This is a genomic window from Sphingobium sp. D43FB (assembly GCF_002312805.1).
Classification (GTDB): domain Bacteria; phylum Pseudomonadota; class Alphaproteobacteria; order Sphingomonadales; family Sphingomonadaceae; genus Sphingobium.
Window position 1 is genome coordinate 81131 of sequence record NZ_NMUA01000016.1, and the last position, 26655, is coordinate 107785.

Annotated in this window: 23 protein-coding genes; 6 read left to right on the forward strand and 17 right to left on the reverse strand. The window is 63.7% G+C overall.

Going from position 1 to position 26655, the window contains the following annotated elements:
* Window positions 1–14: 14 nt before the first annotated feature.
* The 13 genes from SxD43FB_RS14630 to SxD43FB_RS14690 form a co-directional block, all read right to left on the reverse strand.
* On the reverse strand, window positions 15–1148 hold the full coding sequence (locus SxD43FB_RS14630; protein ID WP_096062825.1) for an FAD-binding oxidoreductase: 1134 nt from the start codon (window positions 1146–1148) through the stop codon (window positions 15–17).
* Complete coding sequence (locus SxD43FB_RS14635; protein WP_096062826.1) at window positions 1145–2521, reverse strand: FAD/NAD(P)-binding oxidoreductase; 1377 nt, start codon at window positions 2519–2521, stop codon at window positions 1145–1147. Before SxD43FB_RS14635 ends, SxD43FB_RS14630 begins: the two co-directional genes overlap by 4 nt.
* Window positions 2503–2808, reverse strand: a complete 306-nt coding sequence (locus tag SxD43FB_RS14640) for a (2Fe-2S)-binding protein (RefSeq protein ID WP_096062827.1) — start codon at window positions 2806–2808, stop codon at window positions 2503–2505. The genes SxD43FB_RS14635 and SxD43FB_RS14640 overlap by 19 nt, the downstream gene beginning before the upstream one ends.
* Window positions 2805–4613, reverse strand: coding sequence for an ABC transporter ATP-binding protein (locus SxD43FB_RS14645; protein WP_096062828.1), 1809 nt, complete (start codon window positions 4611–4613; stop codon window positions 2805–2807). The genes SxD43FB_RS14640 and SxD43FB_RS14645 overlap by 4 nt, the downstream gene beginning before the upstream one ends.
* Window positions 4610–5437 (reverse strand): ABC transporter permease, encoded by an 828-nt coding sequence (locus SxD43FB_RS14650; protein WP_096062829.1) that lies wholly within the window; start codon window positions 5435–5437, stop codon window positions 4610–4612. Before SxD43FB_RS14650 ends, SxD43FB_RS14645 begins: the two co-directional genes overlap by 4 nt.
* Complete coding sequence (locus SxD43FB_RS14655; RefSeq protein ID WP_217988800.1) at window positions 5434–6414, reverse strand: ABC transporter permease; 981 nt, start codon at window positions 6412–6414, stop codon at window positions 5434–5436. The genes SxD43FB_RS14650 and SxD43FB_RS14655 overlap by 4 nt, the downstream gene beginning before the upstream one ends.
* Window positions 6414–7958 (reverse strand): ABC transporter substrate-binding protein, encoded by a 1545-nt coding sequence (locus SxD43FB_RS14660; RefSeq protein ID WP_096062830.1) that lies wholly within the window; start codon window positions 7956–7958, stop codon window positions 6414–6416. Before SxD43FB_RS14660 ends, SxD43FB_RS14655 begins: the two co-directional genes overlap by 1 nt.
* The gene (locus tag SxD43FB_RS14665) at window positions 7955–9238 is read right to left on the reverse strand and encodes an FAD-binding oxidoreductase (protein ID WP_096062831.1); all 1284 of its coding nucleotides are present in this window, start codon (window positions 9236–9238) and stop codon (window positions 7955–7957) included. The genes SxD43FB_RS14660 and SxD43FB_RS14665 overlap by 4 nt, the downstream gene beginning before the upstream one ends.
* Before the next feature lie 7 nt (window positions 9239–9245).
* A complete protein-coding gene (locus SxD43FB_RS14670; RefSeq protein WP_096062832.1) occupies window positions 9246–9914 on the reverse strand; it encodes a haloacid dehalogenase type II in 669 nt (222 codons plus the stop codon).
* Between the two features lie 239 nt (window positions 9915–10153).
* Window positions 10154–11080, reverse strand: coding sequence for a glyoxylate/hydroxypyruvate reductase A (locus SxD43FB_RS14675; protein ID WP_096062853.1), 927 nt, complete (start codon window positions 11078–11080; stop codon window positions 10154–10156).
* A 101-nt stretch (window positions 11081–11181) separates the two neighbouring features.
* Window positions 11182–13308 (reverse strand): TonB-dependent siderophore receptor, encoded by a 2127-nt coding sequence (locus tag SxD43FB_RS14680; RefSeq protein ID WP_096062833.1) that lies wholly within the window; start codon window positions 13306–13308, stop codon window positions 11182–11184.
* A 331-nt stretch (window positions 13309–13639) separates the two neighbouring features.
* A complete protein-coding gene (locus tag SxD43FB_RS14685; protein WP_176482792.1) occupies window positions 13640–14854 on the reverse strand; it encodes a heparan-alpha-glucosaminide N-acetyltransferase domain-containing protein in 1215 nt (404 codons plus the stop codon).
* A 313-nt stretch (window positions 14855–15167) separates the two neighbouring features.
* Window positions 15168–16586, reverse strand: coding sequence for an aldehyde dehydrogenase family protein (locus tag SxD43FB_RS14690; RefSeq protein ID WP_096062835.1), 1419 nt, complete (start codon window positions 16584–16586; stop codon window positions 15168–15170).
* A 125-nt stretch (window positions 16587–16711) separates the two neighbouring features.
* On the opposite strand from SxD43FB_RS14690, the gene SxD43FB_RS14695 reads away from it, so the two are divergent.
* The 3 genes from SxD43FB_RS14695 to SxD43FB_RS14705 all read left to right on the forward strand — a co-directional run bounded on the left by SxD43FB_RS14695 (window position 16712) and on the right by SxD43FB_RS14705 (window position 20775).
* The gene (locus tag SxD43FB_RS14695) at window positions 16712–17173 is read left to right on the forward strand and encodes a MarR family transcriptional regulator (protein ID WP_096062836.1); all 462 of its coding nucleotides are present in this window, start codon (window positions 16712–16714) and stop codon (window positions 17171–17173) included.
* 100 nt (window positions 17174–17273) lie between these two features.
* Complete coding sequence (locus SxD43FB_RS14700) at window positions 17274–19367, forward strand: acetate--CoA ligase family protein (RefSeq protein WP_096062854.1); 2094 nt, start codon at window positions 17274–17276, stop codon at window positions 19365–19367.
* 85 nt (window positions 19368–19452) lie between these two features.
* Window positions 19453–20775 (forward strand): MFS transporter, encoded by a 1323-nt coding sequence (locus SxD43FB_RS14705; protein WP_096062837.1) that lies wholly within the window; start codon window positions 19453–19455, stop codon window positions 20773–20775.
* Between the two features lie 184 nt (window positions 20776–20959).
* Here the strand turns inward: SxD43FB_RS14705 and SxD43FB_RS14710 are convergent, their stop codons facing one another.
* Genes SxD43FB_RS14710 through SxD43FB_RS14725 form a run of 4 tightly spaced genes read right to left on the reverse strand, consistent with a single transcriptional unit; the run spans window position 20960 to window position 23929 of the window.
* A complete protein-coding gene (locus SxD43FB_RS14710) occupies window positions 20960–21316 on the reverse strand; it encodes a dihydroneopterin aldolase (RefSeq protein WP_096062838.1) in 357 nt (118 codons plus the stop codon).
* Window positions 21313–22173: a tetrahydrofolate dehydrogenase/cyclohydrolase catalytic domain-containing protein gene (locus SxD43FB_RS14715; RefSeq protein WP_096062839.1), complete on the reverse strand. Its 861-nt coding sequence runs from the start codon at window positions 22171–22173 to the stop codon at window positions 21313–21315. The genes SxD43FB_RS14710 and SxD43FB_RS14715 overlap by 4 nt, the downstream gene beginning before the upstream one ends.
* 5 nt (window positions 22174–22178) lie before the next feature.
* A complete protein-coding gene (gene purU / locus SxD43FB_RS14720) occupies window positions 22179–23033 on the reverse strand; it encodes a formyltetrahydrofolate deformylase (protein ID WP_096062840.1) in 855 nt (284 codons plus the stop codon).
* A 26-nt stretch (window positions 23034–23059) separates the two neighbouring features.
* Window positions 23060–23929 carry a methylenetetrahydrofolate reductase gene (locus SxD43FB_RS14725; protein WP_096062855.1) on the reverse strand — a complete coding sequence of 290 codons (870 nt, stop codon included), beginning with the start codon at window positions 23927–23929 and terminating at the stop codon, window positions 23060–23062.
* 98 nt (window positions 23930–24027) lie between these two features.
* On the opposite strand from SxD43FB_RS14725, the gene SxD43FB_RS14730 reads away from it, so the two are divergent.
* From SxD43FB_RS14730 to SxD43FB_RS14740, 3 genes are all read left to right on the forward strand, one after another.
* Window positions 24028–24759 carry an alpha/beta fold hydrolase gene (locus SxD43FB_RS14730; RefSeq protein ID WP_096062856.1) on the forward strand — a complete coding sequence of 244 codons (732 nt, stop codon included), beginning with the start codon at window positions 24028–24030 and terminating at the stop codon, window positions 24757–24759.
* Window positions 24760–24802: 43 nt separating this feature from the next.
* Entirely contained in the window at window positions 24803–26203 is a 1401-nt protein-coding gene (locus tag SxD43FB_RS14735) for an aminomethyltransferase family protein (protein ID WP_096062841.1), read from the forward strand.
* Between the two features lie 196 nt (window positions 26204–26399).
* On the forward strand, window positions 26400–26655 hold a 256-nt coding region (locus SxD43FB_RS14740), incomplete at its 3' end, for a transposase (RefSeq protein WP_255245744.1).

Genomic DNA, 26655 nt, shown 5'->3' on the forward strand with positions numbered 1-26655 from the left:
GACAATAGCGCAAATCAGCCCTTGGCGAAGCGGCCAATGGTGTAGGGGGCGATCGGAATGTCCGTCGCGCCCTGGGCGATGATCTCCGCCATCGTCTCGCCCACGCCCGGCCCGATCTGGAAGCCCGACCCCGAAAAGCCGAACGCATAATAAAGCCCGCTCGTCGTCGCGCTTGGCCCCATGACCGGCTGACTGTCGGGCAGATACCCCTCGATGCCCGACCACACCCGGATGATGTTGAGCTTGCCCAGCGCCGGGGCCAGCCGCCGGATATGCTTCAACTGGCTGACCGTATTTTGCGGCTCGACATAGGCGCGATATTGGTCGGGAAAAGATGGCCCGCGCGTACTCCCCCCCAGCACGATATTGCCGCGCGCGACCTGCCGGAAATAGACCGTCTCTTCTTCCACCGGCGTCATCACGCCGACGGCGGGCAGGATGGCATAGGGCACGGGTTCGGTAACGCTCATATTGGGGCCGCGCGGCACGATCGGCACCGGCTCGCCAAATTGCGATGACAATGCATTGCCCCAGGCGCCCGCCGTCACCAGCAATATGGGGGCGCGGAAGGTCCGCCCGTCTGCTGCACTGACGACGAAATCCTCGCCGATCTTCTGCGCGTCGACGATCTTGGTATGCTCATGGATGACCGCGCCCAACCGCTCGGCCGCCCGTGCAAAGGCAGGCGCGGCGAGGCGCGGATTGGCATGGCCGTCGGTCGCGGAATAGGAACCGGCCAGCACATCAGCCCCGAAGAAGGGGAATTTGTCGCGCAGCGCATTCCCGCTTAACAATTCGAGGTCCAGCCCCTCGGCGCGCGCCTTGTCGGCATACTCCTCCATCGACCCGACCAGTTCGGGCCGCTCGCGATAACAGACGCGGATATGCCCGGACTGGAGATATTCGACATCCGCGCCCAGCAATTCGCGCGACCGCCGCCATATATCGATGGCGCGGTTGGCCAGTGGCAATTGGTGGATCGGGCGTCCCTGCCGCCGGACATTGCCGAAATTGGTGCCGCTCGCCTGCCGTCCGATCAGGTCGGTTTCCAGCAGCGTGACCGACAGGCCATGGCCGCGCAGGAACAGGGCGGCGGACGACCCCATCAGGCCGCCGCCCACGATGATGACGTCGCTGGCGGCGCTCATGCGTCCGTGTCTCCAATGCTGATATTGAGCGGTTTGACCGGTGCCTGCCCGCGCAGCCGACCAACCTGTTCGACCGGAATGTCCGCCTGCGCCGCGATCAGTTCGGCTGCGGCAAGCCCGCAATAGCGCCCTTGGCAGCGCCCCATGCCGACCCGGCTGAACGCCTTGGCGCGGTTCGCTTCCTTGGCCCCCGTCTCCCGCATCACGGCGCGCAGATCGCCCGCCGTCACGCCCTCGCACCGGCACAATATCGCCTCGTCGGGCAGCGCGCCCGCTTGCTCTGCGGGCCAGGGGAAAGCCGTGGCCAGTCCGCGCGCGAACTTGGCATAGGTGCCGACATCGCCGCGCAGCGAGGCCATCTCGCCCTTGTCCACCGGCAGGCCCAGATCGCCCAAGGCCGCAAGCGCCGTCAGCCGCCCGCTCGCCTCGGCCGATCGCGCGCCCAATATCTTCGCGCCATCGCCCGCCAGATAGACGCCCGCGACGCTCGACCGCCCGTCGCCGTCGCGTTCTGGCAACCATTGGCGGGTCACGGGATCGAAGGCGAAGGCGCAACGCGCCAAATCCGCTAACTGGGTTTCGGGCCGCAGATGATGTCCCATCGCCACGGCATCGCAGGCGATCGTCTGTTCGGCGCCAGCACCAACCCGGAAGCGGATACCGCTGAGGCCATCCTCCACGTTGCCCAATATTTCCAATGGCTTGACGCTATTGCGGACCATCACCCCCGCGCGCTTCAACGCCAAAGTCAGCGCCACGCCATTCCACAATACCGACGGCACCGCCAGCAGGTCGGGCAAGGCCTTGATCCGCGCGCTATAGGGCGCCGTATCCAGCACCGCGACGACATCGGCCCCCGCCTGTACATATTGGCTCGCGACCAGATAAAGCAGCGGCCCCGACCCCATGAATACGACCTTATGGCCGATCGACACCGCCTGGCTCTTGAGCGCCACCTGCGCCCCGCCCAGGCTATAGGCTCCGGCAAACTGCCAGCCCTTGACCGGCATCAACCGATCGGTCGCTCCGGTGCAAAGCAGCAGCGCGTCGAAGGGTAAAGCCGATTCCATTGTCCGGGTCGCTGTCCGCACATGGCCATCGGCGATGTTCCACACCAATGTTTCGGCACGATAATCGATCCTGTCCTTCAACCCGTCGAACGTCTCGTGCAGCGCCTGCGCCCGCGGCGCTTCGGTGCCGTAAAGTTTGGCATAGGGCCGGGTGAAATTGTCGGGCTGGCGGCGATAAATCTGCCCGCCGTCGCGCCGTCCTTCGTCCAGCACGATCGGCCGGATGCCCGCCTGCACACAGGCTTCCGCCGCACGCGTGCCCGCTGGCCCGGCACCGACGATGATTATGCGTGGGTCGGCCATGACGCCTCCGGCTGGCTGGTGAGGATGCGCTGGCCCGGTGCCGCCAGCGTCGAACAGGCGCGCAGGCGATCGCCGCTTTCGGTCCATACCCAGCAATCCTGGCACGCCCCCATCAGGCAGAATCCAGCCCGCCTTTCCGGCCCGAATTCGGACTGGCGCAATGCCGCGCCCTGGCTCAGCAGCGCGACCATCAACGTGTCCCCCTCCAGCGCGGCGATTGGCGCGCCATCGACATGCAGAGTCAGGCTTGGGCGGTCGGTTTCGCCCAGGCGAACGAAACGGCTCATGACGGGATCAAACTTTCATCTCCATGATGGCATAGGATGCGGCTGCCCTTGGCCAGCAGATGGCGGGGCGGCGGGGTCGTGTTGCACAGCCCATCGACCCGCGCGGCGCAGCGCGGCAGGAAACGGCACAGATCAGGATGGTCGCCCGCAGCGCCGATCGGCGGCGGCGCGGCGCCCGCATGGCTTTCCTCCAGCCAACCCGCCCGCATTTCCGGCACGGAGCCGATCAGCAAATCGGTATAGGGATGGAAAGGCGCGGTCCCGAACGCCGCGCGCGGCCCTGTCTCGACCATCGTGCCCGCATAAAGCACCAGAATATCGTCGCAGATCGCCCGTACCGTCGAAATGTCGTGGCTGATGAACATCGTCGCGATGCCGAGTTCCCGGCGCAATTCCGCCATCAGCTCCAAAATCGCCGCACCCACCACCGTATCGAGCGCCGAAGTCACTTCGTCGCACAGGATGAGTTGCGGATCAGCCGCCAGCGCGCGCGCCAGATTGATCCGCTGCTTCTGCCCGCCAGACAGGCCACCGATCGGCCGGTCGATCAGCGTCGCGGGCAGACGGATGAGGTCGAGCAGTTCCAGCACCCGCAGATGCGCGGCATTGCCTTTCAACCCGTGGTAAAAGGCCAGCGGCCGCGCCAATATGCGCCCGACGCTATGCGCCGGATTGAGCGCCGTATCGGCATTCTGGAACACCAATTGCACCCGGCGAAATTGTTCGCGACTGCGGCCTTTCAGGCCCGGCGGCAATGGCTCTCCATCCAGCAACACCTGCCCGCTGGCAGGCGGCAGCAGCCCGGCGATCACGCGGGCGATAGTCGACTTGCCCGACCCGCTCTCGCCGATCACGCCCAATGTCGCGCCGCGTTCGATCGTCAGATTGATGTCGCGCAACACCGGAATGCGCGGCCGACCCTCCTTGTCGATCTTGCCATAGCCCGCGGTCAGTCCTTTGATTTCCAGCAGCGGCGCGGCGGGCAGGTCGGCCTTGACCGGCGCAGGACGAATCGCGGGACGCGCTGCCGCCATCAGCGTTTTGGTATAATCATCCGCAGGCGCGTGGAGGATCTGCGCCGCCGCGCCCGCCTCCTGTATCCGGCCCTGGCTCAGCACGACGATCTGGTCGGCCATCTGCGCCACCACGGCCAAGTCGTGCGACACATAGATGGCGGTCGCACCGCGCTCCAGCACCACCGCCTTGAAGGCACGCAGCACTTCGATCTGGGTCGTGACATCCAGCGCGGTGGTCGGCTCGTCCAATATCACCAGTTCAGGATCGGTGATCAGCGCCATCGCCGCCATCAATCGCTGCAACTGTCCGCCCGATAGTTGATGCGGATAGCGCGACCCGATCAAGTCGGGGAAGGGGAGGGCGAGGCCCCGGAACAGTTCGACCGCCTTGGCCTCGGCCTCGCTGCGCGGCATCAGATCGTGGATCAGCGCAGGCTCGATAACCTGCTCCATGATCGTGCGCGACGGGTTGAACGCCGCCGCCGCCGACTGCGCGATATAGGCGATGCGATTGCCGCGTAGCTGCGCCAATGCGCTGCGATCCAGCGTGGTGAGGTCGACATCGCCGACGCGGATCGACCCGCCCGCAATCCGTGCGCCGGGCCGGGCATGGCCAAGCAAGGTCAGCGCGATCGTCGTCTTGCCCGACCCTGATTCCCCGATCAGCGCCAGCACCTCGCCGCGCTTTAATGCAAAATCGATATCGCTGACGATCGGGAAAATCTCGCCCGCTGTGTTGCGCGCGGTGACGGTCAGGCCGCGCACTTCGACATGGGGAATTTCGCTCATCGGCCTTTCCCCTGTCCCGGCAGCGCATCGATCAGCAGGTTCACGCCGACGGTCAGCGTCGCAATCGCAACAGCCGGTGCCAAAATTGCCAGCGCCCCTTCGCCCAATCCCGAAATATTCTCGCGCACCAGCGACCCCAGGTCCGCATCTGGCGGCTGCACGCCCAGCCCCAGGAACGACAGACCGGACAGCAGCAGCACGATGAAGACGAAGCGCAGACCAAAGTCGGCCAGCAGCGGATGGATCATATTGGGCAATATTTCGGCGATGGCGATATGAAAGCGTCCCTCGCCCCGGACCTTGGCGACCTGCACATAATCCATCTGCGCCAGGTTGACCGCCAGCGCGCGGGCGATGCGGTAATTGCCCGGCACATAGGTGAAGGCCGCGATCAACAGCAACAGCCCCAGCGACGATCCGAACGCCGCGACCAGCACCAGCGAGAAAATCTTCGACGGGATCGAAATCAGCATGTCCATGAAACGCGACAGCGGTTCATCGACCTTCGCTCCGCCTACCGCCGCCGTCAGCGCCAGCGCGGTGCCGGTGCTGCTGGCGAGCAAAGCCGCCGCCGCCGCTAGGCCCACCGTGTAGCGCGCGCCCGACAGCAGGCGGCTCAGCACATCGCGGCCGAGATAGTCGCTCCCCAGCCAGTGATCCGCCGACTGCCCGTCGAACACATCATAGGCGACGAACGCCCCGATCGGATAAGGCGCCAGCATCGGCCCGACCAGCGCGATGAGCAGCCAGAAGATGACCAGCGCCAGGCCGACCTTGCCCGACAGCGGCAGGGCTTTCGCCCGTTTGAGAGCAGAAGCGATCATTGTGCGCGCAGCCTGGGGTTGGCGAGGATCGCGGTGACGTCCGCGATCAGCATCAGGATGAGATAGGCGGTGCAGAAGATCATCGCGCACGCCTGCAACAACGGCATGTCGCGGCTGGTGACGGCGTTGACCATCAGGCTGGCGAGGCCGGGATAGTTGAAGATGGTTTCCACGATCACCGCTCCGCCGAGCAGATAAGAGAGGCTGAGCGCCATGGCGTTGACGATCGGCGCGATGGCATTGGGCATGATATGTTTCAGCACGACCCGCACCGGCGCGACACCTTTCAGCACCGCCATCTCGACATAGGGTCGGTCCATCTGGTCGATCACCGCCGCGCGCGTCATGCGCGCCATCTGCGCGACGACGATGACGCACAGCGTCAGGATCGGCATGGCGACGCCACGTAGATAGTCGCCCCAGTCCATGTCGCTCGATGCCATCGCGATCGACGGCAACCAGCGCAGCTTCACCGAAAAGATGAGGACGGCGATCGTCGCCACCAGAAATTCGGGGACCGCGACCATCGACAGCGTGGCGATATTGAGCGCCCGGTCGATCCGTCCGCCCCGGTTCATGGCGGACCCGATGCCGATCGACAGCGCGACCGGAATGGCAACCAGCGCAGTCAGCGCGGCGAGCAGCAGGCTGTTGGGCAGGCGGGTGGAAATCACCTCCGCCACCGGCATATTGGCGACCATCGACTGGCCCGGATCGCCGCTGACCATGCCGGTCAGCCAGCTCACATAGCGGACATGGGCGGGGCGATCGAGGCCCATTTCATGGCGCAGCGCCGCGACCTGATCCGCCGTGGCGCTCTGCCCCAGCGCCTCCTGCGCCGCGTCGCCGGGCAACAGTTGCGCGATAATGAAGATGGTGACCGACACCATCAGCAGCGTCAGCAACGACGACGCAAAACGTTTGCCGATCAGGATCAGCGCGGCCGTCATGCCGCTTTGGGAGGAAGCGCCCGCCATCAGCCTTCCCACCACACATGTTCGGCGAATTGATAGCCCATCATGCCGCCCATCGCGATCGGGAACATGCCCTTCAACCGGCGGTCGTACCCGTCGATCAGGTTGATGAACACCGGGATGCCGACACCGCAATAATGGTGAACCAGCCCCTGCATTTCACCATAAAGCTGTTTACGCTTTGCCTGGTCGGCCTCGCCGCGCGCTTCCAGCAACAGCCGGTCGAAGCGCGGATTTTTCCATCCGCTCTCATTCCATGCCGCGTCGGATTTGTAGAACAGGCTGAACAGCAGGTCGGCGGTCGGGCGCGGGTTGGTGTTGCCGAAGCCCAGCGGATGCTTCATCCAATGGGTCGACCAATAGCCATCGGCCGGGACGCGATTGACCGCGAGTTTGAGGCCAATGCGCGATCCATATTCCTGCAGGATCGACGCCATATCGACCGACCCGTCCGCCGCGGGCGACGCATAAATAGGGAGCCGCACGCCATCCAGTCCCGACCGCTGCAAATGCCAGCGCGCCTTATCCAGATCGAGCACGCGCTGCGGTAGGTCGGCGCGATAATAGGGGTGGAAAGGCGGGATCGGATGATCATTGCCGATGGTCGCATAGCCGCGATAGAGCGCGCGCTTGATCAGCGGTCGGTCGAACAGATATTTCATCGTCGCGACGAAATGCGGGTTGCCGGTCGGCAAGCGATCCTGCCGCATGATGAGGTTGGTGTGCAGCCCTGATTGCGTCTCCATCAGCGCATGACGGGGCGACGCCATGATGCGCTTGGTGGATCGTGGATTGACCGCCAGGATCAGGTGAACGTCGCCCGACAGCAGCGCATTGACGCGGCTCGTCTCATCGGGAATGCCGATCAGCTCGATCTCGTCGAGATAGGGTTTGCCCGGCTTCCAGAAATTGGGATTGCGCCGCCCAAGCGTGCGGACGCCGGGACGAAATTGCGCGCATAGATAAGGACCAGTGCCGTTGGCGGTGCGGAAATCGCTCGTCCCCGCGCGCAGGATCACAAAATGCGACTGGGCAAGGATGGCGGGTAGGTCGGCATTGGGGCCAGTCAGGCGGATCACCAGATCCTGTTTGCCGGTCGCCCTGATCTGCGCGAACTGCTCGGCGATCTGCGCCATCTTCGACCCCGTCGCTGGGTTCTTGTGCCGCAGCAACGACCAGACGACATCCTGCGCCGTCAGGTTCGCCCCGTCATGGAATGTCACGCCCTTGCGCAGGCGGATATGCCAAGTGATCTGGTCCGCGCTCTCGATCCGCTCGGCGAGGTCAGGGCGCGGGTTGAGCTGGCCGTCGAGCTGGGTCAGCCCGCTGTAAAACATGTAGTGGCGGATATAGTCGGTCGACAAAGCGCCCTTGGCCGGGTCGAGCGTATCGGCGGTCGAACTGGACAGGCTGGCAGCACGGATGCGGCCACCCCGGCGCGGGCGACCAGCCGCCAGCGCGCCATCGGGCAGCAGCAGCCCGGCACCCATGCCAAGCCCCGCGCCGATCAGGCCACGGCGAGAAAGGGGAGACAGAATGTCGGTCAACGGATCACATCCTGCCATTTATACCATAGCCCCACCAGAGGCAGGAACCAGGGCTTGCCGAAATGGCCGGGCACACTGGGCCAGTCCAGCTTAGCCCATGGGTTCGCGTCCGGCTCGCCGCTCATCACGCGCGCCATTTGTTGCCCCATATGCGTCGCCATCTGCACGCCATGGCCGCTATAGCCCATGGCATAATAGAGCCCGTCCTGTTCGCCCGCCCGCGGCACTCGGTCGGCGGTTAGATCGACCATCCCGCCCCAGACATGATCGACGCCCACGCCCTTCAACGCCGGGAATAGTTCGCCCATCGTCTCTTCCAGAATGCGCCCGCTTTTCAGGTCCGACCGGGGATCGCTGATCGCAAAGCGCGCCCGCCCGCCAAAGATCAGGCGATTGTCGGGGGTCAGGCGGAAATAATTGCCGATATTCTTGCTGGTCACATAATTGCGCCGCCCCGGCAGCAGCCGGTCGATCGTCGCATTATCGAGCGGCTCCGTCGCGATCACGAAGCTGCCGACCGATATGATCCGCCGCCGGAAGAAGCCGAAGGGCGCAGCGGCAGGCGCGCCGCCCGTGGCTACCAGCACTTGGTCCGCGCTGACCGTCCCGCGCGACGATGTGACCCGCCATCCTTGCGGCAGGCGATCGAGACCCGTTACCTCGGCTTGCTCATAAATGCGCGCACTAGCCCGCGCTGCCGCTTCCGCCAATCCCACACCGAAACGGGCGGGGTGCAATTGCGCGCTGGTCGTCTGGATCAGCGCGCCGTGAAAAGCGTCCGACCCTACTTCGTCACGGACCTGTTCGGGCGGCACCAGCCGGACATTCTCGTCCACTTCCGCCGCCAGAAGATCATGCGCCCGCACCAGCTTGTCATAATGTTGGGGCTTGGCAGCCAACTTCACCCGGCCGCAGCGATTGAAATCGCATGCGATGCCTTCTTCGCGCGCCAGCCGCTCGACCGTATCGACCGCGTCGCAATGCGCGCGATACCAGGCCTTGGCGACATCCTTGCCGAACTTGGCCGACAAGGTGCCATAATCATGCGCCGTCCCATTATTGCACTGGCCGCCATTGCGCCCGGACGCTTCGCCCACGACCCGGCCCGCCTCCAGCAGCACGACGCGCGCACCGCGCTTTGCCAGCGCCAGCGCGGCCGACAGGCCGGTAAAGCCGCCGCCGATAATCGCGACGTCGACCTTGCCTTCGACCCCACCCTCCGCGCCACCTGTAAAGGGCGGCGCGCTGGCGAGCCAGTAGGAGAGGGGGGAAGCGCGCATCAGCCGATCAAAGACCGACTACGGCGGGCAGGCAACCAATATGCGGGATTTCGACATCGCGATAGAAGGGGTTGGACGGCTCATGGCCGCGCCCCACGAACACGCGGCAGCCGAAATGCAGATCGGTGGCGGTATTCTGGTCGTAGCGGAAGCTGGACGACACATGCATCATGTCTTCCGGGTTAGCACCCAGCTGATCGAACATATATTCGAAGGCCTGCATCCGGGGCTTATAGGCCTGCGCCATCTGCGCGGTATAGACCGCGTGGAAGGGCGCGCCCAGCATCCCGACATTATGATGGATCTGGTCGTTCATCGCGTTGGAGAGGATGACGAGCGGGATCTTGTCACCGATCTTCGACAGGCCACCGGCCACATCGTCATGCGGACCCCAGGTCGGCACCGCGTTGTACACGGCGTCTGCATCCGCCTTGTTATAGGCGACGCCCCATTTCTCGCAGGTCCGGCGCAGCGAATTGCGGATGATCTCTTGATAGGGTTCCCATGCGCCCATCACCTGGTCGAAGCGATAGGCGCCCCAATCCTTGCAGAAAGCAGGCAGTTTTTCCGCGTCGATGCGGTTGGCCATGAAGGCGGTCGCCATTTCCGTCATGCGGAAACGGGTCAGCGTGCCATAACAGTCGAAGCTGATGAATTTGGGCCGGAAATTGGGCATGGGCGGATCGTCCTTTGCATGCTTTTACAGGGGGCCTTGGCAGCCGTGTGACAGGGGCATTACGACATGGCTGCACCGGAACATGAACCCCATTTCGACGCGGCGCGGCGCAGATTATAGGCTTTTATCGCGCACTATTCGGCATAGTTTGCCGTGTCTGCAACGGCGCCGCAATTGGGCGAGGAAAAGTGCGGCCCGCCGACGAAAATGCCTGGCGGACGGCACGGAATGTCGCGTCCTCAATAGCCACGGCCCCGCGCCACTTCGCCCTCCATCGGCTGGCCTGATTCATGGCGGCGGATATTGGCGATCAGCGCGCGCGCCGCGCTGTCCGCGCGGGTCATGCTGGCGATATGGGGCGTCATGATGATGCGTGGATGCGTCCAGAAAGCATGTCCGGCGGGCAGCGGTTCGGGGTCGAAAACGTCCAGCACCGCGCCCGATAGATGACCTTCGTCGAGCAGGGACAGCAGATCCTGCTCCACCAGATGGCCACCCCGCCCGACATTGATCAGGCTGGCCCCGGAAGGCAGCTGCGCCAGCCTATCCCGGCACAAGATGCCGCGTGTCTCCGGCGTCAGCGGCAACAGGCAGATAAGGATATCGCAACTGGACAGGAAAGCAGGCAAGGCCGCGTCCCCGGCATGGCAATTCACCCCGTCAATATCATGGGCCGACCGGCTCCACCCCGAAAGCGCGAAACCGAACGGCGCAAGTCCCTCCAGCACGGCCCGCCCCAAATTACCGAGGCCCATCACGCCCAGCCGGCGCTGCCCGGCAGGCACCAGCTTGATCGGGTTCCAGCGGCCCTCGCGCTGGGCAATGCCATGGTCGATCAGGTTCCGATGCAGCGCCAGCACTGCCATCGTCACATATTCCACCATGCCCTGGCGAATGCCCGGCTCGATCATCCGCACGACCCGCACATGGTGCGGCAGGCGTGTCATGTCGAACTGGTCGATCCCCGCACCGATCGAAAACAAGACTTCCAGCGCGGGCAGGGTGGCGATCAGGTCGGCCGAGGGGTTCCAGGCGGCAAGATAGCGGATCGTCGCCGGATCATGCGGGTCGCTCGGATCGACAAACGCCACGTCCGCCGCTTCCGCTGCGAAAATCGCGCGCCAGATGCGACCGCGTTCGGGATCGGATGTGTAGAGCAGGGGCATGCGGGCCATCCTTGTCCGGGTCATAAAGAAAAACCGTCGGCAACAGCGGGAGGGCGCTGTTGCCGACGGTCGAGCAGGGCGGAAGACCGCCTCGCCCCTGGTTAGAAGGTAAACGTCCCGCGGATCGTGAAGGAGCGGGGGACGCCCGGCTGCACCCACAAGGCCGCATAGGAGCTGGCATAATATTTCTTGTCGAACAGATTATCGACATTGGCCGACAGCTTGAACTGGTCGTTGATCGTCACCGAACCCAGGATTTTCGCGATCGTGTAGCTCGGCAGATAGAAGTCTGCCGCCGTCTGGCCCAGCCGCTTGCCGACATGGTTTACGCCCGCGCCCAGCATCGCCTCATGATCGCCGATCGAGAAATTCTTGAACAACAGGGCATTGGCCTGATGCTTGGGAATATTGAGCAGCGGATCATTCTTGAACACCCCGGCTTTATCATAATCGCCCGCCCAGCCTGCATCGGTATAGGCATAGGTGGCGAACAGTTCGAACCCGGCGGGCAGCTTGGCGTTGATGTCGAACTCCACGCCTTGGCTCTCGGCTTCACCAACGGCTACCGACAGGCCAGTCTCCAGATCGGCGGTCAGGACGTTGCTCTTCTTCATCTTGTAGAGCGACAGCGTGCTGGTGATCCGGCCGTCCGGCGTCACGAACTTCGCACCGACTTCATAGCTTGTGCTGATTTCCGGTGCGAAGGGATTGTTGGCAGCATCAACACCACTGTTAGGCCGGAACCCCTTGCCATAGCTGGCATAGAAGGACAGGCTCTTGGTCGGTTCGAACACCAGGCCCGCCATCGGGCTGAACTTGGTGTAGGATGCGGGGTTGGTGGTCCCCAACCGGTTATCGATATTCTGGCTGAAATCATCATAGCGACCACCAAAGCGCACCTTGAACTGCTCGGTAATCTCGATCTGGTCCTGCGCATAAATGCCCCAGGCCTTCTGCACTTCGGTCGAATTCTGGATCACCGCTGCCGGTATCGGTGCCGCAATATTGTAATTGGGATTGAAGATATCGATCGAATAGGACTGGTCCGCCGCCGTCGGGCGATACCGGGTCTGGAGCAGTTCGATCTCGAACTTGTCCCAGTCCCCGCCAACGCGGATATTGTGGACGATCGACCCGGTTTCCAGCTTACCGCTGATTTCCCCGCGGAACACCATATGGGTGGTGCTATAGTCACGATAGCGGCGCTGGCGTGACAAGGTGCGGCCGTCATTGTCGATCTGCTGACGACCTAGCGCCAGTTCGGGATCGCTGGAGAAGCCCTCGAACGTGGTGTCCTTATAGCCTGCGCCCAGCATCACGACCCAATCGTCGCTCAGGTCATGCTGCAACTGCGCCTGATGGCCGAGCGCCGTGATCTTGATCGGGCCGTCGTTGGGATTGCTGAGGAACCGGCTCTGCGGAATGGCACCCAGCTTATAGGTCGTGCCGGTTGCCGTCACCGTCGGGATCGCCACCACGCCGCGATCGAACGGCACTTCCTGGTTCACATATTCCAGCTCGTAGGTGAAGATCGTCTTGTCCGACAGCTTCGCCAGGATCGAGGGGTTCAGCACATATTTGCGGGTTTCCACGGTGTCGCGGAAACTTTCGGCATCCTCGACGGCACCGGTCAGGCGGATGGCGACGCTGTCGCCGAGCGGCATGTTATAGTCGCCCTCGACGCGATAGGTGTTCCACTTGCCACCCGCGACCGTGAAGCTGCCGCCTTCCTTGAAGGTCGGCTTCTTGCTGACGATGTTGATCGTGCCGCCCGGTTCGCCGCGCCCGAACAGCGCCGAGTTCGGACCCTTGAGCACTTCGATCCGCTCAACATTGGAGGCATCACGCGGCCCGGCATAGCCGCGCCCGCCGTTGAAGCCGTTGACCAGGAAGCCGCTCGGAAAATTCTCGTCGCCGGCAAAGCCGCGAATGGCGAAACTGTCCCACAGGCCGCCAAAATTATTCTGCTTCGACACGCCGCTCGCCAGTTCCAGCGCGGTATCGAGCCGGGTGATATTGAGGTCGTTGAGCAGTTTGCCTTCCAGGAACTGGACCGCCTGCGGGATTTCCTTGACCGGTGTGTCGCCGAAATATTGGCGCTTGAGGCCAGTGACGACGATGTTGCCTTCGGCATTATCAGCCGGAGCCTGGGCGAGGGCGGCGGTGGGCAGGGTGATGGCGGCGGTGCTGGCGATGAGCGCCAGGCGAAGAGCCGATGATGTGCGCATGATGTGATCCCCTATGAAAAATCGCTGTTCCCGAATGTCCTGCGAAACGGGGACCGGCTGGTCTTCTATTTTGGTCCGATGCGGACATTGCGTCCTGTCATCGGCAGCCGGGCCGCGGGGTGTTTCCGTCACCTCTTGTTGAATTGAGGCTAGGTCGAGTTACGGATATATTACGTCAAACATGGCGCATGGGACGGCGCAAAATTGTGAATCGCGTGGTCCTACGGCATGAAAATGCTGCCCGTCGTTACGCCATCGATCCTGGTGAAAACCCCGAAAAATGGCCGCCTTCGATAAGGAAGGCGGCCTGCGACCCGGAGGGTTCATGCCCTCAGAGATATTTGAGCCACCATATATCCTTGCGCCGCTGCTTGAGCTGCGCGAACCAGCGGGTGGGATAGTAAAGTGGCAGGATCAGCAGCGCGACCCAGATCCAGACGGTGGACAGATTGTCGACGCCGAACACCGTGCCCTTGGTCGGCCCATAGAGCGCCAGCGCGACATTGTAGATCAGCTTGAGCACATAGAGATGCAACACATAATAGAACATCGGCGCGCCACCCAGCAGCGCCAGATGCGGCATCACCCGGCTATTCTCGAACTTCTCGAACAAAGCGAGCAGCAGACAGCCGGTGCCGACCGTTGGCATCAAAAACAGCAGCGAAGGCGGATATTTGGTCAGCGCGAGGAAGCTCATCACCGTGCGCGTCGAATTTTCCGCAACGAACCACGGCTTGTCGCCATAGACATTGAGATAGCGGATCAGCACGAAGCCCAGCACCAGCCCAAGGCCGGTCATCGCCAGGCGACGGATGCGCCGCTGCGGATCGCTACCCTTGGCGAACCAAGGCCCGCAGGCGTAGCCCAGCAGGATGACGCCGATCCATGGCAGGATGGGATAGGTGGTCTTGACCGCGATGCCGCCAAATTCGATCAGCGACCGCTGATGCAGGATCGCCCAGGCGACATAGCCCGGCTGGTCGGCCGTCAACCGGATCGGGTCGAGCAGATTGTGCAAGCACACGATGGCCAGGCCCACCGCAAATTGCGCGACGCGCGGCAGGTGCAGCAGGGCTGCGAGCGCGATCATCGAAATCCCGATGGCCCAGATCACCTGCAACCAAATCGCCGTGGGCGGAAAGGCTGGGGCTTGGGTTGGCCAGGCATAGCCGACCACGGTGAACTCCAGGACAATCAGAAACAGGCCGCGTTTCAGCAGAAATTCCGACACCTGCCCCTTGCTGTGCGACTGGCCATAGAGCCAGGCCGACAGGCCGGTGAGCGCGACGAAGGTCGGCGCGCAAAAGGTCGACAGCAGGCGGGTGTAGAACAGCCCCGGATCAGTCGTGTTCGCATCCACCGGGTCGGTGACCTGCATGTAGAGGAAGAATGTCTCGCGCACATGATCGACCAGCATGAACAGCATGACCAGGCCGCGCAGCGCGTCGATCGCGATCAGGCGGGTACGCGCCTGGGCCGTGGCCATCGGCGACGTAGCGCCGGGGCTGAAGGCGGTGGGGGGCGCGTGGCCCGCAATGCTGCTCATGGCGTCTGTCCCTTTTCCCCGTGGTTCGTTGCGGCACCGCCCGAACCAATCATGATACCCTGTATCATCTATGATCTAGCTTCGCCTCCTCCGAGTAGCAAGCTTCATTGCGACAGGAAGAGGTGGGGAACAGAGTCACTGGATGCGCGCCGAAACTCCACAACCAGGGATTGGTCCCAAGGGTTGAGGCTATGATGACTGCACGAACGAAAGTGTCGAATATGTCGAATGACTAGGTGGAATATGTCAAAAAAAGGGGGTGAAGAAGCGTTGCGCTCCTTCACCCCCGCTAATGCCTGTATCTGTCAGCCGTTCAGGCGTCTTCGAGCGCGATGGCGTTGACGATGTGCGCCTGGGTATATTCCAGCAGTCCGGCTTCGCCCAGTTCCGCGCCCAGGCCCGACTGTTTGACGCCGCGGAAGGGAATGTTGGCGTCGATCGCCATATGCTGGTTGACCCAGACCGTGCCGGAATCGATCCGCATCGCGACATCGGTCGCCCGCGCCAGATCCTTGCCCCATACGGTGCCGCCCAGGCCATAGTCGCTGTCATTGGCGCGGGCGATCACATCGTCGATATCGTCATATTTCAGCACGGGCAGCACCGGGCCGAACTGTTCTTCGCGCACCAACGGCGCATCGTCATCCAGGTCGCGAACGATCGTGGGTGGCATGAAATAGCCTGGCCGGTCGAGCGCATCGCCGCCCGCCAGCACCGTGCCGCGCGTCCGCGCGTCGTCGATCAGCGCCTTGACCTTGTCGAACTGCATCTGGTTCTGGATCGGCCCGATGGTTGTGCCCTGCTTCGACCCGTCATCGACGATCGCCGCCTTGGCAAGCTTGGCCAATTCATCGCAAAATTCGTCATACATGGGGGCGGGCACATAGGCGCGCTTGATCGCGATGCAGATCTGCCCCGCATTGGTCATCGCGCCCTGATAGACTTTCTGCGCCATTTGCCGCGCATCGACATCGTCCAGCACGATCGCGGCGTCATTGCCGCCCAGTTCCAGCGTCACGCGCTTCACCGTCCCGGCCGAGGATGCCATCACCTTCTTGCCGGTGGCGGTCGATCCGGTGAAGGCGACCTTGGCAATGTCGGGATGGCCGGTGATGAGCGCGCCCAGCTCATTCTGGTCGCAGACGATGTTGAGGACGCCGGGCGGCAGGATCGCCTGCGCCATTTCGCCGAACAACAAGGTTGTCAGCGGCGTCGTCGGCGCGGGCTTGGCGACCATGCAATTGCCGGTGACCAAAGCTGGCCCCAGCTTGTTCATCAGCAGGATGACCGGGAAGTTCCAGGGCGTGATCGACGCGACGACGCCCAGCGGCGTGCGATGTTCGACGACGCGGTTGCCGCCTTCGTCCTTCAGCACCTTGGGCTCGACCCGCATCGCGGCGAAGGCGCGCAGGGTGAAGACGCTGCCCATGATCTCATAGCCGGCCTGGTCGAGCGGCTTGCCCTGTTCGCTGGTCAGCAGGCTGGCAAATTCGCCGATTCGCGCTTCCAGCGCATCGGCGAGCTGGTTGACGAGCGCGGCACGCTCTTCGATCGGGGTAGCCGCCCAGCCGGGCTGGGCACGCTTGGCGGCGGCGACGGCGCGGTTCAGCATCGCCTCGTCCGCTTTGGGACATTGGGCGAAGGCAGCGCCTGTCGCGGGGTTAACGACGTCGAACTGGCTGACACCGGGCGTCAATTCGCCATCGATCAGCATGCGGAAATCATGGTCCATCGCTCTTCTCTCCTGCATTATCCGGTCACGCGCCTTGCGTCTTGGCTATCGCTTTCCGCGCTGGCGCGTTGTAGCATATATTTGTGCGCTAAGGATACAATATTGGCAAGGGATGATTGGAGCGGATGAACCAAGGGACCGATCTGCGCGGATTGATAGGCTATCAGATCCAGCGCGCGCACCTCGTCATGGGGGCGGACGCCCGCGCCGCGCTGGCGCCGTTCGACCTGTCGCCGGCCAAGTTCACCGCGCTGCTGCTGATCCGCGATAATCCGGGCTGCGACCAGACGGCGCTTGGCCGAGCGCTCAGCGTCAACCGGTCCAGTGCGATGAAGCTGGTCAACATATTGGAGGAGCGCGGGCTGGTCGAACGGCGGGCCGGACGGGATCTTCGCACCAATGCGCTGTTTCTCCTGCCCGAAGGGGAAGTTCAGATTGGCGCGATGATCGAAGCGGTGCATCAGTCCGATGCCCGGATGACCCAGGGTTTGAGCGGCGAAGAGGCTGAACAACTGCTGGCGCTGCTGCGCAAGATCAGCGGGGAAGAGCCTATATCGGACAGCGAAGCGGACACTGGTATCGCCTAAACGGGTTGCGTAAATTGTATCCCTGGCGCACAATGTTGCCAACATTGGGCGGCTGATTCGAAGCCTTGCCGCCTGTAGGGGAGGATCGCGCGTGACCGACATGATGAACCTGGACCGGCTGCTGCGGCCGCGATCAGTGGCGATTATCGGCGCATCGGACAAGCCGGGCGCGCTCGGCGCATCGGTGCTGGCCAATTTGGAGCGGCAGGGCTTTGCCGGGGCCATTCACCTCGTAAACCCAAAGCGTACAGAGATAGGTGGGCGGCCCTGCGTCGCGTCCGTGGATGACCTGCCCGAAGGCGTCGATGCCGCGATCCTGGCGATCCCGCGCGTCGGCGTGCTGGACGCGATGCGCGGCTTGGCCCGGCGCGGAGCGGGCGCAGCGGTGATCTTTTCGGCTGGTTTTGCCGAAGATGGCCCGCAGGGCCTGGCCGACCAGGAGGAAATCGCCCGGATCGCCCGCGGCGCGGGGATGGTGGTGGAAGGCCCCAATTGCCTCGGCCTCGTCAATTTCCGCGACAATGTCTCGCTGACCTTCATCGACATGCCGCCAGCGCGCGCGCAGGGTGACCGGCGCGTGGGCATCGTGTCGCAATCCGGCGCGATGGCCGCCGTGTTGGCGACGACGATGATCCATCGCGACGTGCCGCTCAACTGCTATATCTCCACCGGTAATGAAGCGGCCAGCGGGATCGAGGATTATCTCGCCTATCTGGTCGATCAGCCCGACACCGCCGTCATCGGCATGATCGCCGAACATATTCGCGACCCCGCCCGTTTCCTTGCCGCCGCGCGCGCGGCGCGGGCAGCGGGCAAGCAAGTCGTGCTGCTGCATCCGGGCCGCAGCGCCGCGGGCGCGGCGAGCGCCGCCACCCATACCGGGGCGATGGCGGGCGATTATGCCGTCATGGCGGTGCATGTCGAACGCGCTGGCGTGATCCTGGTCGATTCGCTCGAAGAATTGGGCGACGTGGTCGAGATTTTGGCGCGCAACGCGGTGATCGGCACGGGCGGCACTGGCGTCATCGCGGAATCGGGCGCGTTCAAGGCGATGATGCTCGACCTGTCGGAAGCGGTCGAGCTGGACCTGCCTGCCTTGAGCGATGCCGACAGCCCGGCGTTGCGTGCGGCCCTGCCCGATTTCGTGCCGGTCACCAACCCGCTGGACGTCACCGCGCAGGGGCTGGTCGATCCGGGCCTCTATGGCCGCACCTTGTCCGCTTTGGTGAACGATGACCGTATCGGTACGATTTTGGTGACGCTGATCCAGACCGCGCCTGCGACATCGCACATCAAATTTGCCGCCGTGCTGGATGCCCTCGCGACGCTGCGTCCGACCAAGCCGATCATCATCGGCGGCGTCGATGAAGGCGGCGGCGTGCTGGACGCGGACATTGCGGCGCTACGCGAAGCGGGCGCGACCTATCTCCCCACCGCCGAGCGCGCCGTCCGCGCGCTGGCGCGGATCAGCGGCGCGGCGGCGCGCGATTTCGCGGCTGAACCACTCAATGCCGAACCTGTCGCTGATCTGGCACAGCTAGGCAGCACGATCCCCGAATATCGCTCGAAAGAGATTATGGGCGCGCGCGGCATTGCCTTCCCCGCCTTCGCATTGGCGCAGACGCTGGAAGAGGCGGTGCTGGCAGCGGATCGCCTCGGCTATCCGGTCGTGCTCAAGGCGCAATCGCCTGAGTTGCCGCACAAGAGCGATGCCGGCGGCGTGATCGTCGGCCTCAAGAATCGCGAGGAGCTGGCCGATGGCTGGGCGCGGCTCGCCGCCAATCTGGCCGCGTCGCGTCCCGACCTGATGCTCGACGGCGTGCTGGTCGAGGGGATGGCGGACAAGGGCGTCGAACTGATCGTCGGCGCGCGCAACGACCCGCATTGGGGCGCGACCATCCTGGTCGGCTTTGGCGGTGTCGCGGCCGAATTGCTGCACGATGTCTGCCTGCTCCCGCCCGACCTGCCGCGCGCCGCGATCATCGCCCGCATTCGCAAACTACGCATGGCCCCGTTGCTCGATGGCTTCCGTGGCGCGCCGGTCATGGACATCGAAGCGGTCGCCGATGTGGTGCAGCGGCTCGGCCAGATGGTCGCGGCGACCCCGGCGATCCGCGAGGTCGATCTCAACCCGGTGATCGTCTATCCCCAGGGGAAGGGCGCGCTAGCGCTCGACGCGCTGATCTCGCTCTGACACGGACGAGGCACCGGCGATTTGACTTGGCAAATTGTTTCGCCAGCATACAATGGCGCGACGAACGCCGGAGAGAATGTCCCCCATGTCGAGCATAACCCTGCCTGCGGATGATCCGCGCAGCATCCTGGCAGACCGGCCGATGCGCCTGCCGCAGGTGGTGGCGATCTTCATCTGCTTCCTGCTCAATGCGCTCGACGGGTTTGACGTGCTGGCGGTGACTTTTGCCGCGCCGGGCATCGCGAAGGATTGGGGCGTCGACCCAAGTATGATCGGCATCATCGTATCGACCGGCCTGGTCGGCATGGTGATCGGGTCGCTGACGCTCGGCCAATTGGCCGATCGCATCGGGCGGCGGCGGCAGATTTTACTGTGCTTGGTCATCATGACCTTCGGCATGCTCGCCTCCGCCTTCGCGACAGGGGTGGTGATGCTCAGCATCTTGCGCATCCTGACGGGCCTGGGGCTGGGCGCGATGCTGGCGGCGATCAATGCCATGTCGGCCGAGTTCGCCAATCGCCGCCGCCGCGACCTGGCCGTCAGCATCATGGCGGCGGGCTATCCCGTCGGTGGGATCATCGGCGGCTGGGGCGCAGCGCAATTGCTGCGCACCGACGGCTGGGAAGCGATCTTCCTGTTCGGGGCGGGCGCGACGGCACTGATGATTCCACTCGTCCTGATCTTCCTGCCTGAATCCATCGGCTGGCTGGCGACGCGCGGCGCGCCCGATGCGCTGGCGAAGATCAACGTTATCCTGCGTCGCCTGGGCCAACCGCAAGCGGCGCAACTGGTCGCGCTGAACCTGCCCAAGGCGTCGATGCGCGCGCTGTTCCTTGATCGCTACCGGGTCATCACGATCGCGCTGATCATCGTCTACGGCCTGCATATGATGACCTTCTACTACGCGCTGGGCTGGGCACCCTCGCTGGTGGTCGATCTGGGGTTCGACCCTTCGCGCGCCAGCATCGTGTCGGTCTTCATGAATATGGGCGGGGCGATCGGCGGGCTGACGCTCGGCTTCCTGTCGCCCTGGCTCGGCCTGCGGCGGTTGTTGCTGCTGGCCATGGCGGGCGCGGGCATCGCGGTGGCCGTGTTCGGCGTGGTGCCGGGCGACTTCCTGTGGTTGCAGATTGCCGCCTTCGTACTGGGCTTCCTCGCCAATGGGTCGGTCGTGGGCCTCTACGCGCTGATCGCCAATGTCTTCCCGACCACCTTGCGCGCGACGGGCACGGGCGCGGTGATCGGCTTCGGGCGCTTCGGCGCAGCGCTTGGCCCGTTCCTCGCGGGGCAATTGCTGGCCGCCGGGGCCGGGCGCGGGTTGACCTCGCTGCTGCTGGGCTTGGGATCGCTGGGGGCTGCCGCCGTGCTGCTGGCGGTGCAGATGCGCAACGCCGATGAAAATGGCTAGGGCAGAGCCGCGTTAGATAGCGCAGCATCCGTTCGTGCTGAGTAGCGACAGAGCTTGTCGAAGGCGCGTATCGAAGCATCAAGCGATGCGCTTAATCCTTCGATACGCCATTTCGACTTCGCTCAATGGCTACTCAGGACGAACGGGGTGAGTAACGTCACATATTTTGAGTAGGACTGCGCGCTTAGCCCCGGCGGACAGTCACTTCGGCCCCGGCCATGCCGCGGGTCAGGGCGAAGGGTTTGTCGACGCTGACCCGCGCTTCGACGACGCCGTTCATCGCCAGGCAGCAAGCACCCAGCCTTTGTGCGAACATCTCGATCAACGGGATATGCACCAGCGCCAGATCTTCGGCGGCCTGCGCCACTTTGCGATAATCGACCGTCTCGCCGATCGCCTCGACCTGACCAACCGCCAGCGTCAGTTCGACCGAAATGACCAGCGGTTGCCGCCGTCCGATCTCGTCCGGGTTGATGCCGATATCGGCCAGCAGGGGCAGGTCGCGCACCCGGACCTTGGTCGTGCAGATATTGTCCGTCATGCCCTCGCCCTTTCCGCCGCCAACACCGTATTGTGCAACAGGCAGGCGATGGTCATCGGACCCACGCCGCCCGGCACTGGCGTCACCGCCTTGGCATGATCCAGTTCTTGCGTCGCGCAATCGCCGACGATCTGCGATGATCCGTCCGCCTGTGCGATGCGAGTGATGCCGACGTCGATCACGATCGCGCCGAGCTTCACCCAATAGCCGCGCACCAGATGCGGCGCGCCCGCCGCCGCCACGATGATGTCCGCCTTGCGCGCAATGTCGGGCAGGTGCAGCGTTTCGATATGAGTGACGGTCACCGTCGCCTCCCGCTCCAGCAGCAGCATGGCGACCGGCTTGCCGACGATATTGGATTTGCCGATGACCACGGCATTGAGGCCGCGATAATCATCGATCACGCTGTCGAGCAGGCGCATGATGCCAAGCGGCGTGCAGGGCACCAGTCCGCCCGTGCCGGTGGACAGCCGCCCGACATTGACCGGGTGGAACCCGTCGACATCCTTGGCGGGATCGATGCGGTCCAATACCAGCGCCGCGTCGATATGGGGGGGGAGGGGTAACTGGATCAAAATGCCATGAATGGCCGGATCGCCGTTCAACTGGTCGATCAAAGTCAGCAGGGCGTCCTGCGGATGATCGACCGGCAGCCGATGTTCGACCGACCGGATGCCGACGCGCGCGCATTCGCTGATCTTGCGGCGGACATAGACTTGGCTGGCCGGATCGTCACCGACCAGCACCACCGCCAGCGCGGGCGGCTGGCCGCTATCCGCGACCATCGCCGCGACGCGCGCCGCCGTTTCGTCCGACAGGGCGCGCGCCATGGCGCGCCCGTCGATGATCTGCGCCATGGGCCTCAGGCCTTGAAGACGACGGTGCGTGCGCCGTTGCGGAACACCCGGCCCTGCAGATGATGCTGCACGGCGGTCGCCAACACGCGCCGCTCGATATCGCGGCCCTTGCGCACCAGATCATCGGGCGTGTCGGCATGGTTGATGGCTTCGACATCCTGATGGATGATCGGCCCTTCATCGAGGTCGGCGGTGACATAATGAGCGGTCGCGCCGATCATCTTGACCCCGCGCGCATGGGCCTGATGATAGGGCTTGGCGCCCTTGAAGCCGGGCAGGAAGCTGTGATGAATGTTGATGCAGCGGCCCGACAGGAAGCCCGCCAGATCGTCGCTCAATATTTGCATATAGCGCGCCAGCACGATGAGGTCGGCGCCGGTTTCCTCGACGATCGCCTTGATCTGCGCTTCCTGCTGCGGCTTGGTGTCCTTGGTGATCGGCAGATGGTGGAACGGCACGTCGCCGATCAGCGATATGGTCAGCGCCTCGCGCGGATGATTGCACACGATGCCGACGACGTCCATGTTCAATTCACCGATGCGCCAGCGATAGAGCAGGTCGCCCAGGCAATGGTCGAACTTGCTGACCATCAGCAGCACCTTCTGCCGCTCGTTGCGACGGCGCAGGTTCCATTCCATGCCGCGCTCGTCCGCCAGTCCAGCAAACGCCCCCCGCAGCGTTTCCACGGCGTCGGGCGCGATTTCAAATTCCACCCGCATGAAGAAGCGATCGGTCAGCTTGTCGTTGAATTGCTGCGCGTCGGTGATGTTGCCGCCCTGTTGGGTCAACAGGGTGGCGACATCGGCGACCAGCCCCGGCCGGTCGTCGCATTGCAGGGTCAGGGTGCAGATTTCACTCACATCGCTTCTCCGGTAATCATGCGCGCTCAGTGGCGGGCCGTATAATCATTGATCCATTCGACGGTCTTGGTCAGGCCGCCAAAGGGGTAGAAGTGCAGGCGCACCTTGCCATGCTGGTCGCCAAGGCCGCTGGCAAGCGCATCGACCAGCTTGTCGGGACCGGCAGTGCCGATCAGCTTGGTGATCGAAATGCCATATTTGGTCAGCACCGATGCCGATGCCCCCACGCCGCAGCGGGCGGCAAAGCGCATCAGCGTCTTGATGCCCGCTGGCCCTGGAATGCCGATCCGCACCGGCGCGTCGATGCCGCGCTGCCGCAGGTCCGCCAGCCAGCTTAGTACCGGGGCGGCATCGAAGCTGAACTGGGTTACGATCAGCGGGGCCATGCCGCGCTGTTCGATTTCCGCGCATTTTTCTGTGAGCACGGCAAAGCACTGGTCGGGCGTCATATTGGGGTGCCCCTCCGGGTGGCCGCCAACGCCGATCGCCTTGATCCCGGCGCGCTCGAACGCGCCGGTGCGAATGAGCGCCATGCTGTCCGAATAGGGTCCGGCCGCTTCCGGCGGATCGCCCGCGATCACGAAGCAGCGCTGGACGCCCGCTTCGCGCACGACCGCGGCCAGATAGGTTTCGAAATCATCGCCCGATTCCAATCGCCGCGCGGAAAAATGCGGCATCGGTTCGAACCCCAGCGACCGCACTAGCTTTGCCGCAGCAATGCGCGCTTCCAGCGACTCGCCGGGCAGGAAGGTGACGGCCACCGGCGTTTCGGCGGCCATGGTCGGCGCGGCCTCGCGCAGCGCATCGATGTCCTTCGCGGTGATCTCCAGCGAATAGCCATCGGTCATGCCCTTGGGCGGCAGATCCCAGTTCGGATGGATCGACGGCAGGGTCATCATTCTCTCCCATGATGGTGTTCGGGCTGGGCCACGCGGCTTTCCTCGATGCATTTTCCTCTAGCGCAGTTGCTTACATTCGTATAGATGAAATTTTCATGAGTGCGAAATCATCTGATCAGGACGGCACTGGCAGCCCTCTCATCATCCTTCCGGGGCTGATGTGCGATTCGCGCATGTTCGGCGCGACGCTCAGCGCGTTCCCAGACAGCCGCGCGATCGACGGCTATTATGGCGGTGCGGACCGGATCGAGGCGATGGCCGACTATGCGTTGGCGCATATGCCCGCGCGCGTGGCGCTGCTCGGCCATTCGATGGGCGCGCGGATAGCGCTGGAAGTGGTGCGCAAGGCCCCCGAACGGATCGAGCGGCTGGCGTTGGTCGATACCGGCGTTCACACGCCCAAGTCCGGCGAGCGCGAAGGCCGCTATGCGCTTCGCGACCTTGGCCGGACGCAGGGCATGACCGCGCTGGTGGCGCAATGGCTACCGCCGATGCTCGGCTTTGCGGGACTGCGCAACGAAGCGCTGATGGACAGCCTCTATGCCATGACCGTGTCGGCGGGCTTGCCCGTGTTCGAAGCGCAGATCGAAGCCTTGCTTAACCGCCCGTCGGTCGATGCCCTGCTGCCGACCATCGCCTGCCCGACCTTCGCCATGGTCGGGCGACAGGATCAATGGTCGCCGGTCGCCCAGCATGAAGCGATCGTCGCCGCCATTCCCGGCGCGCAACTGCGCGTCGTCGAAGGGGCGGGCCATATGATGCCCGCCGAAGCGCCCGAAGCCTTCAACCAGATATTGCGGGAATGGCTGTCATGGCCGCCTGCATGAGTGACGATTTCAGTATGTTTTCCGTGTCTAAGGAGAGAATGGAATGAGTGGTAAATCCCTGCAGCAACTGCTCGACGAAAAGGGCGACATCGTCGAATTCCTGCGCAACCAGCAGGTCGGTCCGAACGCCTATCCGGGCGTGCCTGGCGAATATAGCAACTGGCGCGACGAACAGCGCAGCTGGGCGGAAAGCTCGGTCCTGTTCAACCAGAGCTTCCACATGGTCGACCTGCTCGTCACCGGCCCCGGCGCGTTCGACATGCTGTCCTACCTCGCCCCCAACAGCTTCAAGGGCTTCGTGCCGAACCGCGCCAAGCAGTTCGCCCCCGTCACGCCCGAAGGCTATGTGATCGGCGACGTCATCCTATTCTATCTGGAAGAAGAAAAGTTCGAACTGGTCGGCCGCGCACCGTCGATCGAATGGGTCGAATATTGGGCCTCGACCGGCAAGTGGGACGTCAAGGTGGAACGCGACGAGCGCACCATCGCCCGTCCGCTCGACCAGCAGGGCTATCGCCGCAATTATCGCTTCCAGCTGCAAGGCCCCAACGCCATGCCGGTGCTGGAAAAGGCGATGGGCGAAACCCCGCCGGACCTCAAATTCTTCCACATGGCACCGATCATGATCGCCGGCGTCGAAGTGCGCGCGCTGCGTCACGGCATGGCCGGCCAGCCGGGTTATGAGCTGTTTGGTCCCTGGAAGGATTATGACACCGTTCGCAATGCGCTGATCGAAGCGGGCAAGGATTATGGCCTGACGCTGTGCGGTGGCCGTACCTATTCGTCCAACACGCTGGAATCCGGCTGGATCCCCTCGCCGCTGCCCGCCACCTACACCGGCGAAGGCTCCAAGGCGTTCCGCGAATGGGCGAGCGAGAACAGCTATGAAGGCAAATGTTCGCTCGGCGGCAGCTTCGTCTCCGACAATATCGAGGATTATTACCTCAACCCGTGGGAGCTGGGCTATGGCATCATGGTCAAGTTCGACCATGACTTCATCGGCCGCGAAGCGCTGGAAAAGATCAAGGATCAGCCCCACCGCCGCAAGGTGACGCTGGCACTCGACAATGAGGATATCGTCCGCGTCATGAGCTCGATGCTCCAGACCGGCGACAAGGCCAAGTTCCTGGAATTCCCCAGCGCCGTCTATTGCATGCATCCCTATGATGCGGTGCTCAAGGACGGCAAGACGGTCGGCTTGTCCACCTGGATCGGCTACACCATCAACGCCGGTCGCTTCCTGGCGCTGGCGATGGTCGATGCCGAGGTCGCCGAGCCCGGCACTGAAGTCACCCTGCTCTGGGGCGAACCCGATGGCGGCACGTCCAAGCCCACCGTCGAACGCCACGTCCAGACCGAAATCAAGGCGATCGTCTCCTCGGTCCCCTATTCGGAAGCCGCGCGCGACAATTATGCCGACGGCTGGCGCACCAAGAACGCCTGATCGCTTTTCCTGAGCGGGAAGCAACGGGGGATGCCGCAAGGCGTCCCCCGTTTTCGTTTGGGGTGGCGAAACCCTGGACCACCGCGATGGCTGACCCTAACCGAGCATAGTTGCTGCAGCTGCCAGGTGAAGTAGCCCCCAAAATCGCCTGACAGACCCTCACACTTATGGAAGTGTGATGCATATGCCTGACCGTATGACTGGAACATATGACCACGTAGAGGTCATTACCTCGGTGCAGCGCCGTCGGCGCTGGACGCCCGAGGAGAAGATTCGCATCGTTGAGGAGACCTATTTGCCGGGGAACTCGGTGTCGCTGGTCGCCCGCCGCCATGGCATCGCGGGCAACCAGCTATTCACCTGGCGACGGCTGATGACTCAGGGCGCACTCACAGCCGCTGCGGCCGGCGAGGAAGTTGTGGCCGCATCCGACTACCGCGCGCTTGAGGCGC

Coding starts and splice junctions, on each gene's coding strand:
- SxD43FB_RS14630 (WP_096062825.1), bottom strand. CDS start 1,148: ATGAGCGCCGCCAGCGACGTCATCATCGTGGGCGGCGGCCTGATGGGG.
- SxD43FB_RS14635 (WP_096062826.1), bottom strand. CDS start 2,521: ATGGCCGACCCACGCATAATCATCGTCGGTGCCGGGCCAGCGGGCACG.
- SxD43FB_RS14640 (WP_096062827.1), bottom strand. CDS start 2,808: ATGAGCCGTTTCGTTCGCCTGGGCGAAACCGACCGCCCAAGCCTGACT.
- SxD43FB_RS14645 (WP_096062828.1), bottom strand. CDS start 4,613: ATGAGCGAAATTCCCCATGTCGAAGTGCGCGGCCTGACCGTCACCGCG.
- SxD43FB_RS14650 (WP_096062829.1), bottom strand. CDS start 5,437: ATGATCGCTTCTGCTCTCAAACGGGCGAAAGCCCTGCCGCTGTCGGGC.
- SxD43FB_RS14655 (WP_217988800.1), bottom strand. CDS start 6,414: ATGGCGGGCGCTTCCTCCCAAAGCGGCATGACGGCCGCGCTGATCCTG.
- SxD43FB_RS14665 (WP_096062831.1), bottom strand. CDS start 9,238: ATGCGCGCTTCCCCCCTCTCCTACTGGCTCGCCAGCGCGCCGCCCTTT.
- SxD43FB_RS14670 (WP_096062832.1), bottom strand. CDS start 9,914: ATGCCCAATTTCCGGCCCAAATTCATCAGCTTCGACTGTTATGGCACG.
- SxD43FB_RS14675 (WP_096062853.1), bottom strand. CDS start 11,080: ATGCCCCTGCTCTACACATCCGATCCCGAACGCGGTCGCATCTGGCGC.
- SxD43FB_RS14680 (WP_096062833.1), bottom strand. CDS start 13,308: ATGCGCACATCATCGGCTCTTCGCCTGGCGCTCATCGCCAGCACCGCC.
- SxD43FB_RS14685 (WP_176482792.1), bottom strand. CDS start 14,854: ATGAGCAGCATTGCGGGCCACGCGCCCCCCACCGCCTTCAGCCCCGGC.
- SxD43FB_RS14690 (WP_096062835.1), bottom strand. CDS start 16,586: ATGGACCATGATTTCCGCATGCTGATCGATGGCGAATTGACGCCCGGT.
- SxD43FB_RS14695 (WP_096062836.1), top strand. CDS start 16,712: ATGAACCAAGGGACCGATCTGCGCGGATTGATAGGCTATCAGATCCAG.
- SxD43FB_RS14700 (WP_096062854.1), top strand. CDS start 17,274: ATGATGAACCTGGACCGGCTGCTGCGGCCGCGATCAGTGGCGATTATC.
- SxD43FB_RS14705 (WP_096062837.1), top strand. CDS start 19,453: ATGTCGAGCATAACCCTGCCTGCGGATGATCCGCGCAGCATCCTGGCA.
- SxD43FB_RS14710 (WP_096062838.1), bottom strand. CDS start 21,316: ATGACGGACAATATCTGCACGACCAAGGTCCGGGTGCGCGACCTGCCC.
- SxD43FB_RS14715 (WP_096062839.1), bottom strand. CDS start 22,173: ATGGCGCAGATCATCGACGGGCGCGCCATGGCGCGCGCCCTGTCGGAC.
- SxD43FB_RS14725 (WP_096062855.1), bottom strand. CDS start 23,929: ATGACCCTGCCGTCGATCCATCCGAACTGGGATCTGCCGCCCAAGGGC.
- SxD43FB_RS14730 (WP_096062856.1), top strand. CDS start 24,028: ATGAGTGCGAAATCATCTGATCAGGACGGCACTGGCAGCCCTCTCATC.
- SxD43FB_RS14735 (WP_096062841.1), top strand. CDS start 24,803: ATGAGTGGTAAATCCCTGCAGCAACTGCTCGACGAAAAGGGCGACATC.